The organism is Segatella baroniae B14, assembly GCF_022024235.1.
GTDB classification, from domain to species: domain Bacteria; phylum Bacteroidota; class Bacteroidia; order Bacteroidales; family Bacteroidaceae; genus Prevotella; species Prevotella bryantii.
In genome coordinates this window covers 2,111,483-2,128,593 of sequence record NZ_CP091799.1, presented here as the reverse complement: position 1 = coordinate 2,128,593, position 17,111 = coordinate 2,111,483, and the positions used below count along the sequence as shown (strand labels likewise).

Here is a 17,111-nt window from a genome sequence, read left to right as displayed (position 1 = left end):
AAATTTGTTGATTTTATATTTAACTTGCAAATATACCTAGTTTTAGTGTATACCACAATACTATCATTGTGGTATTTTTTAATAAAAAAGGATATCTTGTATAAAGATATCCTTGAATATAATCAAAATAGCATTCTTGTTAATCTCTTAATGCTAAATTTTTGGCAAATTCCCAAATCACTATTCCTGCTGTAGTACTAACATTGAGACTATGCTTGGTTCCAAACTGAGGTATCTCTAAACAACCATCGCTCATGTCGACCACTTGTTGCTTCACACCTTTCACTTCATTACCCATAATCATAGCATAATGCTGATCAGTATTATGCTGGCGAATATCCACTTCAAGATTTTGAAGTTTGGTACTGCCTTCCACCTGCTCTATACTATATACATAATAGCCCTTCTTGTGGAGCTCATTAACAGCATCCTCTGTATTCTTGAAGTATTTCCACTCCACACTGTCTTCACCACCCAAAGCTGTCTTATGAATCTCAGGATGAGGAGGACAAGCTGTGATGCCACACAGATAAACAGCTTCGATACGAAAAGCATCACCACTACGGAACACACTACCAACATTATACAAAGAGCGAACATCATCCAAGACAACAATTAAAGGAAGCTTTTCAGCCTCCTTAAATTGTTCTACGGAAAGACGATTCATCTCTATCGCACACAATTTTCTCATAATACAATTTATGCTTCTTTAGCTTGATAAGCTAGAGCATAAGCCTTTATCTGCTTTACCATAGCTAACAATCCATTAGAACGAGTAGGACTCAGATGCTCACGCAAGCCAATTTGCTCGATAAAATAAAGATCAGCATCTAAAATTTCCTTAGGAGTATGACCGCTCAATACCTGAATAAGCAAAGCTATGATACCTTTTACAATTAACGCATCACTATCTGCTGTAAAAACAAGCTTGCCTTCTTCATAATCACACTGTACCCATACACGGCTCTGACAGCCATCTATAAGATTACTCTCTGTCTTATACTTTTCGTCGAGTACTTCCAGATCATTACCTAAATCGATAAGCATCTGATATTTGTCCATCCAGTCAGTGAAGTCTGCAAACTCCTCGATGACTTCATCCTGTGCTTCGTTGATTGTCATAGTTATTTAATCTCTTTAATTTCTTGAACAGTTACCAGTTTATACAACTTATCTGAAGGACGAACTTTTCCATCTACAGGGATTGATACTCTCTGCCCCTGAAGAGCTCTATCAACAGGCTTTAAGTCATAACGTATCTCACTGGCATTCAAATACATAACACCTGTTGTAGGACCAGTTACCAACAGTTTATCACCTTGGTTAAAACTAGAGGCTTCAACAGCAACTTCAGCTACATTTAACTTGCTGAAATACTTCATAACCTTACCTACAAGAACCTTCTTCTCTGTAGCCACAGAGCCATAGTGCTTATTCCATTCACCCAATGTCTGACCCTGGTAATAGCCATCCCAAAAACCACGATTGAATACTGTGGCTAAACGCTCATCCCAAGCATCCTTTTTCTCTTCTGTAAAAGTACCATCGAGAACAGATTGAATGGCCTCCTTATAGCATTTTACAACAGTATAAACATATTCTGGTCCACGAGCACGTCCCTCTATCTTGAAGACACGAACACCTGCATCCATCATTCGATCGATAAAGCGAACGGTCTTCAAGTCCTTAGGACTCATGATATATTTATTGTCAATTTCAAGCTGATTACCCGTTTCGTTATCGGTTACAGTATATGAACGACGACAAATCTGTACACATTCACCACGGTTAGCCGAACGATTCATATTATGTAAACTCATATAGCACTTACCACTGACAGCCATACAGAGTGCTCCATGGCAAAACATCTCTATACGAATCTGACGACCCATCGGGCCACAGATATTCTGCTCTACGATTTGTTCGTGTATATGCTTAACCTGATCCATATTCAACTCACGAGCCAATACCGATACATCAGCAAAACGACTATAGAACTTTAATGCTTCGAGATTAGAAATATTAAGCTGTGTAGAGAGGTGTACCTCTTCACCTACCTCATTGCAGTAAGCCATTACAGCTACATCACTGGCAATGACAGCACTGATGCCTGCTTCCTTAGCTGCATCAATAATCTCCTTCATTGTCTCGATATCATTATCATAAATTACAGTATTTACTGTAAGATATGTCTTAATACCATGCTCATTACAAGTTGCTGCGATATCTCGCAAGTCATCAATGTTGAAATGATTGGCAGAATGAGAACGCATGTTCAACTGACCAATACCAAAATAAACGGAATCGGCACCTGCCTGAATGGCTGCAGCCAATGATTCACGAGAACCAACGGGCGCCATAACTTCGAATTCTTCTATCTTCTCTTTCATTTGGCTGCAAAGTTACAATTAATTTTCTAGATATGAAGACCCTATCTATATTTTTAGTACTTTTGCAAGTAATATGAAACAAACTGTTATTCTATTATTGTTATCTATACTCCTGCTTTCAAGCTGTGAGCAGAAGTCTACTACTTCACATGATGCATTGAAAACGATAGTGCGCTTGAAAACTACACCTGTAAAAAATCAGGGAAACAGTGAAACTTGCTGGATTTATGCCATGCTGGCCACCATCGAAACAGAACATCTCATGAGAGGTGACTCAGTAAACCTTTCACCAGCCTATATCGTAAGGATGCTTATTAATGATCAAGCCACAAACTGCTATCTCTCTGCTGGAGAAAAGCCCGTAAACATGAGAGGTATGGGACCTATGCTTATATATACCCTGCAAAAGTATGGAGCGGAAACCTATGATTCTTATCAGGATCCTGATATAATCAATTATAATATCCTAAAAAGAAAAGTAGAAAAACTTGCTATGATTTCAGCACGACAAGGCATAGGAATTGCACAATTCCAAGACAAAATTAACCAAATGCTGGATAATGAAATCGGTTATATGCCAGCCCAATTTGTCTTTATGCTTGGAGCTCAATATACTCCTAAGGAATTTGCACATAGTGTATGTGCTCCTGGCGAATATCTGTTTATGACTAGTTTTACCCACCATCCTTTCTATCAAAATATAGAACTGGAGATGCCTGATAATTTTACCCATGATACTTATTACAATGTACCTCTTGACAAAATGATGAAAACAATAGAAAACAAAATATGTCAAGGACATCCTGTATTTTGGGAAGGCGATACCAGCGAATCTTCCTGCCGATTACAAGCGGGTATTGCTACTCTTGAGGAAAAGAATATTACACAAAAGAAAAGACAGCAAGCCTTTGAACGATTACGGACAACTGATGACCATGCCATGGAACTTATCGGCATAGCCATTAATAAAAAAGGAGAAAAATATTTCATCGCAAAAAACTCATATGGACCTAAACAAGGTGTACAGGGATATGTATACCTGTCATATGACTATATCGCCATGAAGACAATTGCTATCGGTTTTTCTAAACGATAAAAAATAATAGAAGAATATATTAATGCCTTTTTCGTGTTGTATAACATGTTGTGCGCGAACACAAACTTTTTGATTTATATCAAGAAAAGAAATATAAATCAACAAAATTACAAATCTTTTATGGCAAATGAAAGAAAAGAATATAACTTTGCAGTATCAAAAAGATAAATGAAAATTTTAGGTAAAGATTGTTAGGATACAAAGACAGGTTTAGCAAAAGGTAAAAAATAGATTGTTTAGGTAACGATAGGTAAAAGATTAATAGGATAATTACTCTCAATAGGATTGATTAGAGAAAGGTAGAAAGATGGGAATAACAATGATGATTGCCTGGATTGCAGCTTTTACTGCATCAGGCTATGTGGTGAAAAGGTTTGAATAAATCGAAGGCATCACATCGGTTATGAGAAATTTGAGAAGAAAAATAATAAACGCATAGTTCTTTTAGAACCATGCGTTTTTTTATTGTTGAGATATTTGGTGTACCAAATCATTTTTACTATATTTGCATTATCTTAAATTATTGTGATAAGTATATGGCTAATCATCCACAATGGTCAGACGAATATTGGTTGCTTCTGATGCAACTCTACATGAAAAAGCCTATCGGCATCAAACCGCTGTACTCCCGTGCCATGGTAGACTTGGCATTAATGTTACACATTGAGCCAAAGTTTCTCTATGACCAGATGTTTTTTTTGCAGAAATCTGAACAGCCTTCATTAAAATTATTATGGGATAAATATAGTAAACACCCTAAGAAATTAGAACAGAAAGCTAAACTTATTCAGGAACAATTTGGATTTCAACACGCTGATACTTTTTTTCAGGATGTAGATATTCATGAAACTTGGGAAAAAGATTTTCGTCCTCTTGAAGCAGACAAAGAATTATCACCTATAAAGCTCATCATGATTCTAAATCTCTATTTTCAGCTCACTCCTGTCACCATGGTGCCAGAAACTCCTGAAATAGAAGATTTGGCCAAACTCATTCACCTCAATCCTGAAAAGATTACAAATATAATGGACATCTACCAAATTTGTGATCCTTATCTTACACGTGACTCTTTTATGGCTATCACTCCACTGCTTAAACCATGTGAGGAAATATGGAAACGTTTCGGAAATGAAGATCCACAAAATCTTTATACACTGGCATCACAGCTAAAAGAGTACTTTTTATAAAAAGAATATGGTATGGCTCAAAAACTCATTCAAACACAGATACAGAAACAACAACAATTACAACGACTTAGCCAACAGCAAATGCTTCAGGTTAAGCTGCTGGAAATGCCGTTGACTGAACTGGAAGAAAATATCAATGCTGAACTGGACGATAATCCGGCACTGGAAAGATCGTCTGACGAAGAGTTTGCCGACAACACTATGGACAGCAACGGTGATGATTATGAAAATGAGGAAGAAGACTCTTATGAAAAAAAAACCGAAAAAGAAGAACGAGAAGACGCTTTAGACTCTGCCCTAGAAAGCTTAGGACAAGACGACCAGATGCCTGAATATAATACTTCGAGAAGTAATATCCAAAATGCTGATTATGAAGAGATGGTATATGGAGATACTACTTCATTCTATGACAAACTTAACGAACAGATGGATATGTTGGAGCTTACCGATCTGCAACATGATATTATGGAGTATCTTATCGGTTCACTGGATGACGATGGCATTTTACGAAAAGACTTAGAATCGATTAGCGATGAACTCGCAATCTACCACAATATTGATGCTGATGTTAACGATATAGAACATATTCTACATCTGCTACAAAACTTCGACCCTGCAGGAATAGGAGCTCGAAGCTTGCAAGAATGTTTGCTGCTACAAATAGACCGAATGCCTAGAGGCAGACTAAAAGAAGCAATGCAGACCGTTATCAAAGATTATTTCGAAGAATTCACAAAAAAACACTGGGAAAAGATACAGACAGGAATGGGGCTGAACGATATTCAGATACAAACTCTGCAGGAAGAAATAAAAAGACTGAACCCTAAACCTGGTGCATCCTTAGGTGAAACACAAGGCAGAAATATCAATCAGATTACACCAGACTTTATTGTCGATATTACTGATGATGGTAGCATCAGTTTTACCATTAATCATGGTCGAATACCAGAACTGACAGTATCACCATCGTTTACAGAAATGGTGGAGACCTATCGCAACAATAAAGAAGGCATGAATCGACAGACCAAAGAAGCTCTGCTCTATGCTAAAGAAAAAGTAGAAAAAGCACAAGGTTATATCGAGGCTATCAAACAACGACAGCATACTCTCTACGTAACCATGAAAACAATTATTGACTTACAGCGAAAATTTTTCTTGGATGGAGACGAGGCTGATCTAAAACCGATGATTCTGAAAGACATCGCAGAAAAGACCGGCTTGGATATCTCAACTATTTCTCGCGTTAGCAATGTAAAATATGTACAAACCAAATGGGGAACATTCCCACTTCGCTTTTTCTTCAGTGACGGTTACACCACAGACAATGGGGAAGAACTCTCAACAAGAAAAATTAAACTGGCACTGAAAGAAATAATAGAAAAAGAGGACAAGAAGAAGCCATTGAGTGATGAAACATTAGCTGCAGAAATGAAAAAAATAGGATATCCTATCGCTAGAAGGACTATAGCAAAATATAGAGAACAACTAAATATACCTGTGGCAAGACTACGTCGCAGTTAAGCAATGAACGAAAAAAATATAATAATGACCGCTCGGGTGTTAAGTATGATCTTCACCCCTTTCTATCTCCCTATCGTGGGATTTTTCATGCTGTTTATTTTCAGCTATATGAGTTTTTTGCCTTTGAGCTACAAGGCACTCGTACTAGTAATTGTCTATCTTTTTACTATATTACTGCCTTCACTTCTGATACATGCATATCGTAAATATCAGGGATGGACTTTATTTGAACTAGGACAAAAAGAAAAACGTATGGTTCCTTATGTGATTTCCATACTGTGTTATTTTCTTTGTTTTTGGCTCATGTCTCGAGCTCATATACCTCACTTCATGAATATTATCTTAGTAGCTGCTCTTGTTATTCAAATGATATGTGCTCTCATTAATGTATGGTGGAAAATATCTACTCATACAGCCGCCATCGGAGGTGTAGCAGGAGCTTTACTGGCTTATTCTCTTATTTTTTCTTTTAATCCTATCTGGTGGTTCTGTTTAATCATGATTATTGCCGGAATGGTAGGAACCAGTAGAATGATACTCCGTCAACACTCATTACAACAAGTTGTTACTGGATTTCTAATTGGATTTATTTGCTCGTTAATCATTATTTAAAAATTACGATATATGAAACCATTGATTAGTATTATCATGGGCAGCACAAGTGACCTGCCTGTTATGGAAAAAGCATGTAAGTGGTTAGAAGACCAAGAAATACCTTTCGAGGTTAACGCTTTGTCTGCTCATCGCACTCCTGATGCTGTAGAAGCATTTGCAAAAGGTGCCAAAGATCGTGGCATCAAGGTTATTATTGCTGCTGCAGGTATGGCTGCTGCTCTACCTGGAGTTATTGCAGCTTCTACTCCACTCCCTGTCATTGGTGTACCTATAAAAGGTATGCTCGATGGACTCGATGCCATGTTGAGCATTATCCAGATGCCTCCTGGCATTCCTGTAGCTACTGTTGGTGTAAATGCAGCTCAGAATGCAGCTGTTCTTGCTGCTGAGATGATAGCACTAGGTGATGAAGATATGGCTAAAAAGGTAGATGCTTGGAAAGCTGGTCTTGGAGCTAAAATAGAAAAAGCAAACAAGGATTTAGCCGAAATCAAAGACTATAAGTTCAAATGTAATTAATATTAATAAATCTAAATTGCATGATAGATTTATTTCAATATCAGCGTAGACAAACTTCTAATGTACATGTTGGAGCTGTCGATATTGGTGGAAATAATCCAGTAAGAATACAGTCTATGACTACCACAAATACCAATGATACAGAAGCTTGTGTAAAACAGGCTGAGGATATTATCAAGGCTGGTGGTGAGTTGGTACGACTGACAACACAGGGCTCACGAGAAGCTGAAAATCTCAAAAATATTAATGCAGGACTACGCAATGATGGCCATCAGACACCACTTGTAGCGGATGTACATTTTAATCCACATGTGGCTGATGTTGCTGCTCTTTATGCTGAAGGTGTTCGAATAAATCCTGGTAACTATGTTGATCCTGCACGTAAATTCATTCAGGTAGAATATACAGATGAAGAATACGAACAGGAGCTGAAAAAAATAGAGGAACGCTTTGTGCCTTTTCTTAATATCTGTAAAGAACATCATACAGCTATCAGAATAGGTGTAAATCATGGGTCGCTGAGTGACCGTATACGAAATCGATATGGTGATACCCCTGCTGGTATTGTTGAAAGTTGTATGGAATTCCTTCGTATCTGCAAAAAAGAAAATTTCAGCAATGTTGTTATATCTATAAAGTCGTCTAACACAGTTGTTATGGTGCAGTCTGTTCGTTTACTTGTAGACACCATGGAGAAAGAAGGGATGAACTATCCACTGCATCTAGGTGTAACAGAAGCTGGTGAGGGAGAAGATGGTCGCATTAAGAGTGCTGTTGGCATAGGTGCACTTTTGGCTGATGGTATCGGTGATACCATTCGCGTAAGCCTCAGTGAGGAACCTGCTGCTGAAATACCTGTAGCCAAACATCTAGTTGACTATATCGGCAAGAAATCAGGACATATTATTGTTCCTGGAGAAGCTAATAAAGACTTCAATTGGATTAGTCCTACAAGAAGAAATACACAGCCTGTCATCAATATTGGTGGAAATCATGTACCTGTTGTTATTAGTTCGTGCAATGCTATAAAAGGTGCAAATGCTGTAAGCAATGCAGAGCTGACACCTGATTATATATATATTGGCAGTAAACTGCCTAAGCAGATCAAAATGGGACAATGCTATATTGTAGATTATAATGCCTACCAAGATCTTAACGTTAAACCAGAGACGACAGGAGCTAAACTCTATCCTATCTTCCCTGTATCGGCTATGCCTTTCATAGGCATGATTCAGGCTGAACTAAAATTCCTCGTACTTGAATTTGGCACACCTGCAGCTGAATATCTTGCTTGTTTGAAAGCACATCCTGAGATTGTAGTTATTTGCGTCAGCAACCAACAGAATCGACTGGCTTGTCAGCGTGCACTCGTCCATGAGATGATGAACCATGGATTACATAATCCTGTCATTTTCGCTCAGATGTACGAACATACACAGGCCCAAAAGAGCGATTTCCAACTTGAAGCTGCCGCTGATATGGGTGCACTAATGATGGATGGACTAGTAGACGGAATCTGGCTCATGAACAATGGTAACTTAGCTCAACAGGATGTTGATGACACCGCCTTTAATATACTACAAGCTGGCAGATTAAGAACAACCAAAACTGAATATATCAGTTGTCCTGGATGTGGTCGTACACTTTATGATTTACGCGAAACTATCGCCAAAATACGTGAGGCTACAAAAGAAATGAAGGGCCTTAAAATAGGAATTATGGGATGTATCGTAAATGGTCCTGGTGAAATGGCAGATGCTGACTATGGTTATGTAGGTGCAGGAGTAAATCGAGTCTCGCTCTATCGTAAACAAGAGTGTATCGAAAAAAATATTCCAGAAGAATTTGCCGTAGAGCACCTTCTAAAATTAATAGAATCTGATAAAAATAAAAACTAAAATATAAACGATATGGAACTTAAAGGTAGATATGTCGCAGATAGTCATCGTTATGATGATAGCGATGCTCTGTATCGCAGATGTGGTAATTCAGGTATTCTATTGCCAAAAATCAGTTTAGGATTTTGGCATAACTTTGGAGGTGTAGACCCTTACGAAAGAAGTAGAGCCATTACGCATTATGCTTTCGACCATGGTATCACCCATTTTGATCTAGCCAACAATTACGGTCCTCCGTATGGCAGTGCTGAAGAAACTATGGGTAGACTGATGACTGACGATTTTATGCCTTACCGCGATGAGCTTTTTATCTCAACCAAGGCTGGTTATGATATGTGGGAAGGTCCTTATGGCAATTGGGGGTCAAGAAAATATCTCATGGCTAGTCTCAATCAGAGTTTGAAACGCATGAATCTAGATTATGTCGACCTGTTCTATAGTCATCGTTATGATCCTGTAACACCTCTAGATGAAACTTTACAGGCTCTTGTAGATATTGTAAAGTCTGGTAAGGCGCTATATGTAGGTATCAGCCGATGGCCACTCGAAGCGTTGAAATATGCAAATGAATATCTTCGCCAACACGATGTTCCTCTTTTAATATATCAAGGCAGGCTGAATTTATTGGACAAAGAGCCACAAGAAGAAGGTATACTCGACTATTGTTCAGAACAAGGCATTGGTTTTATCAGCTTCTCACCACTAGCTCAAGGTTTACTTACTGATCGCTATCTTAAAGGTATACCTGAAGACAGCAGAATGAATAAAGGTAAGTTTTTGAAAAAAGAAAAACTTACACCAGAACTACTTGACTATCTTAAGAGTCTGAACAGCATAGCAGAAGGCAGAAATGAAACGCTTGCAGAAATGGCTTTGGCGTGGATATTGCATCAAAAAGGCATTACTAGCGTTCTCGTAGGTGCAAGCAACGTGGAACAATTGGACAAAAATATGAAATGTGTCCATGCTGAACCGTTTAGAAATCAAGATATATAATTTTTATCAGAAACATAAAAGAAGTCCCCAGAAAGCCTTTATTTCGCTTTCTGGGGACTTTTACATTATCAATTATATATGTACTATAATATCAATTAATTACAGAAGTAATAGGGCTTTTATTACCCTTAATACCTGTCAAAAAGGCCTTAGCTGTACCAAATCGTAGATACATATCAAGACGTACTGGAATATGATTGCTATCATCAGTAACATAAAAATCGACTATACGTTTATACTTACCATCTTCAAGTTCCATGTAAGCTAAACGAAGACAACGATACTTATGACCATTGTCTGCCTTAATATTTAGTTTACCATCAAATCTTATTTGAGCTGGAGTATTGTTACGTCCATCCACAATAGGGAATTTGACCACATTACCCTTTTTCCATTTATCCGGTACAAAGCTACGTGCACGCAAGAAGATACTCATCATATCGAACACACACTCTTGATAAGTATGCTTTTCCTTATCCACATGTCCGTCGTCTCCCCAATAACGTTGTTGATTAACGTGACAGTTACCACCACTATAGCTATAGAAGACTTCATCTACTGTATATCGCTTGCCTTCACGAGCCCCTTTACGAAAATATAATGGAGCTAGTTCTAGCGTATTATAGCATAAGAGTGTATCACGAAGGACAAAAAAGTCATCCACCTTACTATTACCACGAGTAATTAAGCTACATCGATAAGCAGGATGGCCTTTATATTTACTTTGCACAGTAGACATACTTGCTGTACCAGCCTTCACCCATACAAATTTCCAATTATAATAAAGATTGTAGGCTAGAAATTCACCACTTTTAAAGGCCGTATTATGGAAAGTACACTGAGCCTTAGCATTTCCTACAGAAAGAAAAAGTAGGAAAGCAACGAATAACAATTTTAGTTCTTTCATAATCATCATACGTGAGGAATATACTGAAGACCTAACTGCTTAGCACGTTCAGCATTTTGATTTTTAATTTTTTTATCTTTATCAGGCTTTTGTTTAGTTATTACACCTGGTTTCTGTCTATATAATGGCTTACCTTTAGGATTCCAACTTTCTGTAATATCCCATTTTGCTTTGCATTCTATTTTTTCTGGATAATAGTATACTTCTTCAGCCTGTCTGCCTTCATCATAGTTACCTGTATCCCAAATTCCGTTTTTATTACTGTCTACAAACAGTCGAAGATAATAAGAACCTGGAGTGACATAGTAGAATTCAACTTGCCCATTTGAAGTAGTAACTTCTTTGACAACTTTGTCAGAACCATCAAGCAACTGAACCACAACAGTAGTATCCGACATGTCATTAAGTGTAAGAAGCAACGAACTGTATTCATCCAGTTTTTTTATTTTAAAACCTTGCTTATATTTATCAGAAACTGCACCGTAAATATCCTCAAAAGCTAGAGAATCTATTTCAAGACTATACTGTATATCTGGACGCCATTCACCTTTGAACACGTATTCTCTATCAGTACGCTTTTCTATCTCAAAAGGCGAACGATACCATAGACTATCATGTTCTGAGTATAGATGAATAGCAGAAGTATCCATACGCGCTAACGGCGTTGGGAATGATATGAGAATATTTTTATCAGGATCCATTTCACCTGATACCTGAATATCAGGTTTCAAAAATTCTTTTGGCTTAACAGAGTCATAAGGTAGTCCCTTTTCTTTTTTCTTCGCTTCAGCCTTTTCCCATTTTTCATACTCTTTCTGCTCCTTTTTCAGTCGTTTTTCATAAGAAGTCTTAGCTAAGATTTCCAAGGTATCAGTCTGATTCTGCAATATCCCCATACTATCTGTATGCATATAACTTATCTGCAAACGAAGAGTATCCTGATTAACCAAAGCTGTATCACGAAGCCAATATGTCAAAGTATCTTTCTTGGCAGAAGACTCTATAACAAAAGCATTATCAGCATTAAAATTTAGACCTTTTATTTGAGGTAAGTTATCGTCTCCGTAACTGAAAAATAGTGTAAAATGATTAGCATCTTTACGCTCGCTCTTAATAAAATAACGATCTGTCATTTGCTCAGTAAAAGCTCTGAGCACAATATCATCTGGGTAATAATGCGTATAGCGTATAGGAGTTATAGTATTGATATGTAAGCTATCTTTCCAAAGTGTATCCTGACGTGTATCTGGCTTACAACTAGGAACTATAATATCATGACTAAAAGCTATCTTTTCGCTTTTCTGATTGAAAACAAAGTTTCCATCAACATCCTGCAGAGCATAGATACGATATTTGCCTGGTGCCACACCTTTAATAACAAAATGTCCGCGACTATCACTACGCGAAACACGAAGCATTTCTGATTTTTTAAATATTGTATCTGTTAGATTACTATAAAGACCTACAAGAATACCCTTAATAGGCTCCAGATTTTCTGATTCCAATACGTATCCAGAAACCTCCATTGTATCAATCTCCGAACCTGTAGAAAAGGTATAAGTGAAATTTCCCAATGGATTACCTTCATTATTATCCGATATAGCATCAGAAAAGTCGACCGTATAAGTTGTATTCTCTTTCAGACTATCTTTAAGTTCTATTTTAATGCGCTTACCAGTACTAGTAATTTCAGCAGCTTCTAGCTGTGGAGGCGAAACAACAACCTTTTCACTAGCATTCTCCATTTTAATGAATTCACTAAAATAGATATACATAGTTTTCGCTTTCACTCCCGTAGATTTTTCTGCAGGTGAAGCTCCAACTACCCTTGGGGGAGTTTCATCATACCATCCACCATCGGGCTTACCCATCTTAGCACAAGAAGCTAGGAACAGCAAAACTGTTAAAATTAGTATTGTAAATTTACTTTCTTTCATTGCAGATATATTCTACAGAATTATTCTCGATTCATAGCCAACATTTCGTCAATATTCTTTCGACTATTACTCAGACGAGGTATCTTATGCTGTCCACCCAACTTGCCTTTACTCTTCAACCAATCATTAAAAACATTCGGACGAGCCTTAATAACCTCAAGATGCTGGAGTGTAACATCATGATAGCGTTTAGCCTCGTAATCACTATTAATCTCCTGAAGTTTCTTATCAAGCAGTGTAGAAAACTCATCTAAATTATCAGGTTCTTTTGAGAATTCTATCAGCCACTGATGACGACACTTAGCATTACTATCCATATAAACAGGAGCAGCAGTATAGTCTAATATTTGTGCACCTGTCTTTGCACAAGCATAAGCCAATCCCTGCTCTGCATTATCCATAATTAACTCCTCACCAAAGGCATTAATAAAATACTTTGTTCTACCTGTGATTATAAACTTATATGGATCTTTACTTGTGAACTGTACTGTATCGCCTATCATATAGCGCCATAATCCACAAGAAGTAGAAATAAGCATTGCATAATTTTTACCTAATTCTACTCCCCATAACGGAACTACCGTAGGATGGTCTGAACCAAATTCGTCCATAGGGATAAACTCATAGAAGACATCATAATCTATCATCAAGAGCATAGACTTATCACTTGGATTACTCTGCAAACCAAAGAAACCTTCACTAGCATTATAAGTCTCCATATAGTTCATCTTAGAAGATGTGATGAGTTGCTCATACTGCTGACGATAAGGCGTAAAAGCAATACCTCCATGCCAGAACACCTCAAGATTAGGCCATACTTCTTCCAAATGTTTTTTTTCCGATAGTTCCATGACACGAACCAAAACACTCAGCATCCAACTTGGTACACCAGAGATAGTAGTTACGTTTTTATTCATAGTTTCCCTGGCTATACGATCACGTTTTATTTCGAAATCACTCAAAAGAGCTGTTTCTTTTTTCGGCACTCGAACCCAATTAGCTAATGGATTGATATTCTCAATAAGAATAGCACTTAAATCGCCTACCAAACTACCAGGCAGATTATAGTTAGGAGAATGACTTCCACCTAAAATAAGACTTTTTCCATCAAAAATACGACTATGAGGATGATTAGCCAAATATAAAGCTACAGCATCAAATCCACCCTTGTAGTGAATGCGATGAAGACCATCTGCTGATACAGGAATAAATTTACTTTTATCGTTAGTTGTACCCGATGATTTGGCATACCATTTTACACCACCTGGCCATAGTACATTTTGCTCACCATGGCGCATACGATCTATATAGCCTTTCATCTCCTCGTATGTATTTATAGGAATATTTTGGGCAAACTGCTCATAATTATGAGTATTCTTGAGCAAATGATTACGACCATATTCAGTTTCTCTACCACTTTCAATTAGGCTAGAGAGCACCTTCTGCTGCAGCTCCTCTGCAGCAGTATTATATTTTTCAAGCTCTTTTTGGCGAGGTTTAAATATAAAACTTGCTAAACTCGTTAAACTCATTATTTTAGAATATCTTTAAGTATGCAAATTTACCCTAAACTTTTGACATACAATAATAATTTACTAATTTTAATAGTTAAAATCGTTGACATTCCTCATTTCAGGAAAACCAAAAAAGTATCCTCATATCTGATATCAGATACAAGAATACTTTTTACTTCATTCAGCCAAAATATGTTTAGTTACCAAAAGCTGCATTTTCAGCTTCTGTAATAATCTCTTCTTTGGTTTTTTCTTTCGGATTAACCGAAATATCATTCAGACTAAATTCATCATTATCATCCGAGACACTATTCTGAACCTGTTCTTCACCAAGAGTATACATTGGAACTCTACGCTTGCGATTAGGTATATCGTCGTATACTTTCTCACGAAAAACGTTAATATGTTTCTCTTCTATAACAGGTTCTTCTGACTCTTTAGTAATAATAAAATCGTCTTTTATATCAGTACTTGGGACATTCTCTACAGGTTCCTCTTCCATCTTTGTACGATTAGCCTTAGCAGTAAAAACAGCATCAATATACTGAGGTTCTTTGCGAAGTTTATCCAGAGTTCCTTTAGAAGCAATCTGCTGGCTTTCTTTTTTAGAATAACCTTTCCCCTCTGCACCATCTATATTCTCAATAACAACCTTATATGAGAAAATAGGACTGCCATTCTTATCTTTATCCTGACCTGTCATTTCGAAAGACAGTTTAACTCGATTTTTCTGGCTCCATTCAATCAGTTTGCTTTTAAAGTTTACCTCCTTATAAGCCACCTTATCGATGTTTATCATTTTTGCCAGAATACGATTCTGCATGAAATTCATACAAGCATTATAACCACGATCGAGATATACGGCACCAACCAGAGCTTCGAAAGCATTTCCTCCCACATAGCTATTATGAGAGGAACTGTGTCCATTAGAAAGAATTAACTGGGTGATACCCATCTCCTGAGCTAACTTATTAAGCGTATCACGCTGTACAAGTTTACTTCGGGTATTGGTAAGAAAGCCTTCTCTTTTACCAGGGAAATGCTGATAAACAATGTCACCGACAATAGCATCTAGAATAGCATCGCCTAAGAATTCTAGACGTTCGTTATTCACAGGCTTACCTTTAGAATTGCGATGCATGATACTTTTATGCATCAAAGCCTGTTTATAGAGCTTAATGTCGTGAGGATAAAAACCGAGAATATCATATAAAGAAGAACAAAGCTCCTTATCCTTGCGGAAAGGGAGCTTTATTCTATCTATAAAATTATTCAGCATATTTCTTGAATACTACACAACAGTTGTGACCACCGAAACCGAATGTATTACTCAAGGCTGCACGTACGGTACGTTTCTGAGCCTTGTTGAACGTAAAGTTCATATTATAATCCAATTCAGGATCCTCATCACCATCAACGTGGTTAATAGTAGGTGGAACAATGTCATTCTTCACACTTAGTATACATGCCATTGCCTCTACAGCACCAGCAGCACCAAGTAAGTGACCAGTCATTGATTTGGTAGAACTGATGTTAAGCTTGTAAGCCTGCTCACCAAAGACATCCTTAATAGCCTTAGCCTCAGAGATATCTCCTACATGAGTAGATGTACCGTGAACATTGATATAGTCAATGTCTTCAGGCTTTAAGTTGGCATCCTCAAGTGCAGCTTGCATAACAAGTTTAGCACCAAGGCCCTCTGGATGAGAAGCTGTGATATGATAAGCATCTGCACTCATGCCTTCGCCAACCATCTCAGCATAAATCTTCGCTCCACGAGCTTTAGCATGCTCCAATTCTTCAAGAATTAAGCAACCAGCACCTTCACCCATGATAAAACCATCACGACTTCCACTGAATGGACGAGACGCATGCTCTGGATCATCATTACGTGTAGACAATGCTTTCATTGCATTAAAGCCACCAACACCTGTCTCACAAATGGCAGCTTCTGCACCACCTGTTACGATAGCATCAGCCTTACCCAAACGAATCAAGTTAAATGCATCAGCAACAGCATTGCTAGAAGAAGCACATGCACTTGTTGTGGTATAGTTAGGTCCATGGAATCCAAAATGGATTGAAATCTGACCAGAAGCAATATCCGCAATCATCTTAGGAATGAAGAATGGATTAAATTTAGGACCATTCTCTTTATGAGTAGCATAATAACCTACTTCTTCCTGGAATGTTTGAATACCACCGATACCTACACCAAAGACAACACCAACACGACTCTTGTCTATTGATTCCGCATCAAGACCACTATCCTTTACACCCTGCATTGCAGCAATCATAGCAAACTGAGTATAACGGTCCATCTTGCGAGCTTCCTTACGATCGATGTAATCGTTTACATTAAGATTTTTTACTTCGCAAGCGAACTGAGTCTTGAAAAGGGATGCATCAAAATTTGTAATAGGAGCAGCACCGCTTTTGCCGGCAACCATAGATTCCCATGTCTCCTCAGGAGTGTTTCCTAATGGAGTTACGGCACCAAGTCCTGTTACTACTACTCTTTTTAATTCCAT

General features: G+C 37.7%; 15 protein-coding genes. 7 read left to right on the top strand and 8 right to left on the bottom strand.

What is annotated here, in order from left to right:
- Positions 1–139: 139 nt before the first annotated feature.
- Genes L6469_RS09090 through L6469_RS09080 form a run of 3 tightly spaced genes read right to left on the bottom strand, consistent with a single transcriptional unit; the run spans position 140 to position 2,390 of the window.
- The gene (locus L6469_RS09090) at positions 140–691 is read right to left on the bottom strand and encodes an RNA methyltransferase (RefSeq protein WP_006282923.1); all 552 of its coding nucleotides are present in this window, start codon (positions 689–691) and stop codon (positions 140–142) included.
- 8 nt (positions 692–699) lie between these two features.
- Complete coding sequence (locus L6469_RS09085) at positions 700–1,122, bottom strand: SufE family protein (protein ID WP_006282922.1); 423 nt, start codon at positions 1,120–1,122, stop codon at positions 700–702.
- Positions 1,123–1,124: 2 nt separating this feature from the next.
- Positions 1,125–2,390 carry a peptidase U32 family protein gene (locus L6469_RS09080; RefSeq protein WP_074802967.1) on the bottom strand — a complete coding sequence of 422 codons (1,266 nt, stop codon included), beginning with the start codon at positions 2,388–2,390 and terminating at the stop codon, positions 1,125–1,127.
- Positions 2,391–2,463: 73 nt separating this feature from the next.
- Here L6469_RS09080 and L6469_RS09075 point away from each other — a divergent pair, with 73 nt between their 5' ends.
- From L6469_RS09075 to L6469_RS09045, 7 genes are all read left to right on the top strand, one after another.
- Positions 2,464–3,486 carry a C1 family peptidase gene (locus L6469_RS09075; protein ID WP_006282713.1) on the top strand — a complete coding sequence of 341 codons (1,023 nt, stop codon included), beginning with the start codon at positions 2,464–2,466 and terminating at the stop codon, positions 3,484–3,486.
- Between the two features lie 536 nt (positions 3,487–4,022).
- Complete coding sequence (locus L6469_RS09070; protein ID WP_027453231.1) at positions 4,023–4,673, top strand: hypothetical protein; 651 nt, start codon at positions 4,023–4,025, stop codon at positions 4,671–4,673.
- A gap of 12 nt (positions 4,674–4,685) precedes the next feature.
- Positions 4,686–6,194 carry an RNA polymerase factor sigma-54 gene (rpoN, locus tag L6469_RS09065; protein ID WP_006282711.1) on the top strand — a complete coding sequence of 503 codons (1,509 nt, stop codon included), beginning with the start codon at positions 4,686–4,688 and terminating at the stop codon, positions 6,192–6,194.
- A 3-nt stretch (positions 6,195–6,197) separates the two neighbouring features.
- Positions 6,198–6,806: a phosphatase PAP2 family protein gene (locus tag L6469_RS09060; RefSeq protein WP_006282710.1), complete on the top strand. Its 609-nt coding sequence runs from the start codon at positions 6,198–6,200 to the stop codon at positions 6,804–6,806.
- A 12-nt stretch (positions 6,807–6,818) separates the two neighbouring features.
- The gene (gene purE, locus L6469_RS09055) at positions 6,819–7,328 is read left to right on the top strand and encodes a 5-(carboxyamino)imidazole ribonucleotide mutase (protein ID WP_006282709.1); all 510 of its coding nucleotides are present in this window, start codon (positions 6,819–6,821) and stop codon (positions 7,326–7,328) included.
- A 20-nt stretch (positions 7,329–7,348) separates the two neighbouring features.
- Entirely contained in the window at positions 7,349–9,226 is a 1,878-nt protein-coding gene (locus L6469_RS09050; RefSeq protein ID WP_006282708.1) for a 4-hydroxy-3-methylbut-2-en-1-yl diphosphate synthase, read from the top strand.
- Between the two features lie 12 nt (positions 9,227–9,238).
- Complete coding sequence (locus L6469_RS09045; RefSeq protein ID WP_006282707.1) at positions 9,239–10,222, top strand: aldo/keto reductase; 984 nt, start codon at positions 9,239–9,241, stop codon at positions 10,220–10,222.
- Positions 10,223–10,313: 91 nt separating this feature from the next.
- Here L6469_RS09045 and L6469_RS09040 read toward each other — a convergent pair whose 3' ends face one another.
- From L6469_RS09040 to fabF, 5 genes are all read right to left on the bottom strand, one after another.
- Complete coding sequence (locus L6469_RS09040; RefSeq protein WP_027453230.1) at positions 10,314–11,129, bottom strand: DUF3108 domain-containing protein; 816 nt, start codon at positions 11,127–11,129, stop codon at positions 10,314–10,316.
- Positions 11,130–11,134: 5 nt separating this feature from the next.
- Positions 11,135–13,066, bottom strand: a complete 1,932-nt coding sequence (locus L6469_RS09035) for an Ig-like domain-containing protein (RefSeq protein ID WP_074548064.1) — start codon at positions 13,064–13,066, stop codon at positions 11,135–11,137.
- A gap of 20 nt (positions 13,067–13,086) precedes the next feature.
- A complete protein-coding gene (locus tag L6469_RS09030) occupies positions 13,087–14,598 on the bottom strand; it encodes a GH3 auxin-responsive promoter family protein (protein WP_006282798.1) in 1,512 nt (503 codons plus the stop codon).
- A gap of 178 nt (positions 14,599–14,776) precedes the next feature.
- A complete protein-coding gene (rnc, locus tag L6469_RS09025; protein ID WP_006282797.1) occupies positions 14,777–15,859 on the bottom strand; it encodes a ribonuclease III in 1,083 nt (360 codons plus the stop codon).
- Positions 15,849–17,111 carry a beta-ketoacyl-ACP synthase II gene (gene fabF, locus L6469_RS09020; RefSeq protein ID WP_006282796.1) on the bottom strand — a complete coding sequence of 421 codons (1,263 nt, stop codon included), beginning with the start codon at positions 17,109–17,111 and terminating at the stop codon, positions 15,849–15,851. The genes rnc and fabF overlap by 11 nt, the downstream gene beginning before the upstream one ends.

Bases quoted from the DNA above. Each gene is read 5' to 3' on its own strand.
- L6469_RS09090 (WP_006282923.1), bottom strand. From the start codon at position 691: ATGAGAAAATTGTGTGCGATAGAGATGAATCGTCTTTCCGTAGAACAA.
- L6469_RS09085 (WP_006282922.1), bottom strand. From the start codon at position 1,122: ATGACAATCAACGAAGCACAGGATGAAGTCATCGAGGAGTTTGCAGAC.
- L6469_RS09080 (WP_074802967.1), bottom strand. From the start codon at position 2,390: ATGAAAGAGAAGATAGAAGAATTCGAAGTTATGGCGCCCGTTGGTTCT.
- L6469_RS09075 (WP_006282713.1), top strand. From the start codon at position 2,464: ATGAAACAAACTGTTATTCTATTATTGTTATCTATACTCCTGCTTTCA.
- L6469_RS09070 (WP_027453231.1), top strand. From the start codon at position 4,023: ATGGCTAATCATCCACAATGGTCAGACGAATATTGGTTGCTTCTGATG.
- rpoN (WP_006282711.1), top strand. From the start codon at position 4,686: ATGGCTCAAAAACTCATTCAAACACAGATACAGAAACAACAACAATTA.
- L6469_RS09060 (WP_006282710.1), top strand. From the start codon at position 6,198: ATGAACGAAAAAAATATAATAATGACCGCTCGGGTGTTAAGTATGATC.
- purE (WP_006282709.1), top strand. From the start codon at position 6,819: ATGAAACCATTGATTAGTATTATCATGGGCAGCACAAGTGACCTGCCT.
- L6469_RS09050 (WP_006282708.1), top strand. From the start codon at position 7,349: ATGATAGATTTATTTCAATATCAGCGTAGACAAACTTCTAATGTACAT.
- L6469_RS09045 (WP_006282707.1), top strand. From the start codon at position 9,239: ATGGAACTTAAAGGTAGATATGTCGCAGATAGTCATCGTTATGATGAT.
- L6469_RS09040 (WP_027453230.1), bottom strand. From the start codon at position 11,129: ATGAAAGAACTAAAATTGTTATTCGTTGCTTTCCTACTTTTTCTTTCT.
- L6469_RS09035 (WP_074548064.1), bottom strand. From the start codon at position 13,066: ATGAAAGAAAGTAAATTTACAATACTAATTTTAACAGTTTTGCTGTTC.
- L6469_RS09030 (WP_006282798.1), bottom strand. From the start codon at position 14,598: ATGAGTTTAACGAGTTTAGCAAGTTTTATATTTAAACCTCGCCAAAAA.
- rnc (WP_006282797.1), bottom strand. From the start codon at position 15,859: ATGCTGAATAATTTTATAGATAGAATAAAGCTCCCTTTCCGCAAGGAT.
- fabF (WP_006282796.1), bottom strand. From the start codon at position 17,111: ATGGAATTAAAAAGAGTAGTAGTAACAGGACTTGGTGCCGTAACTCCA.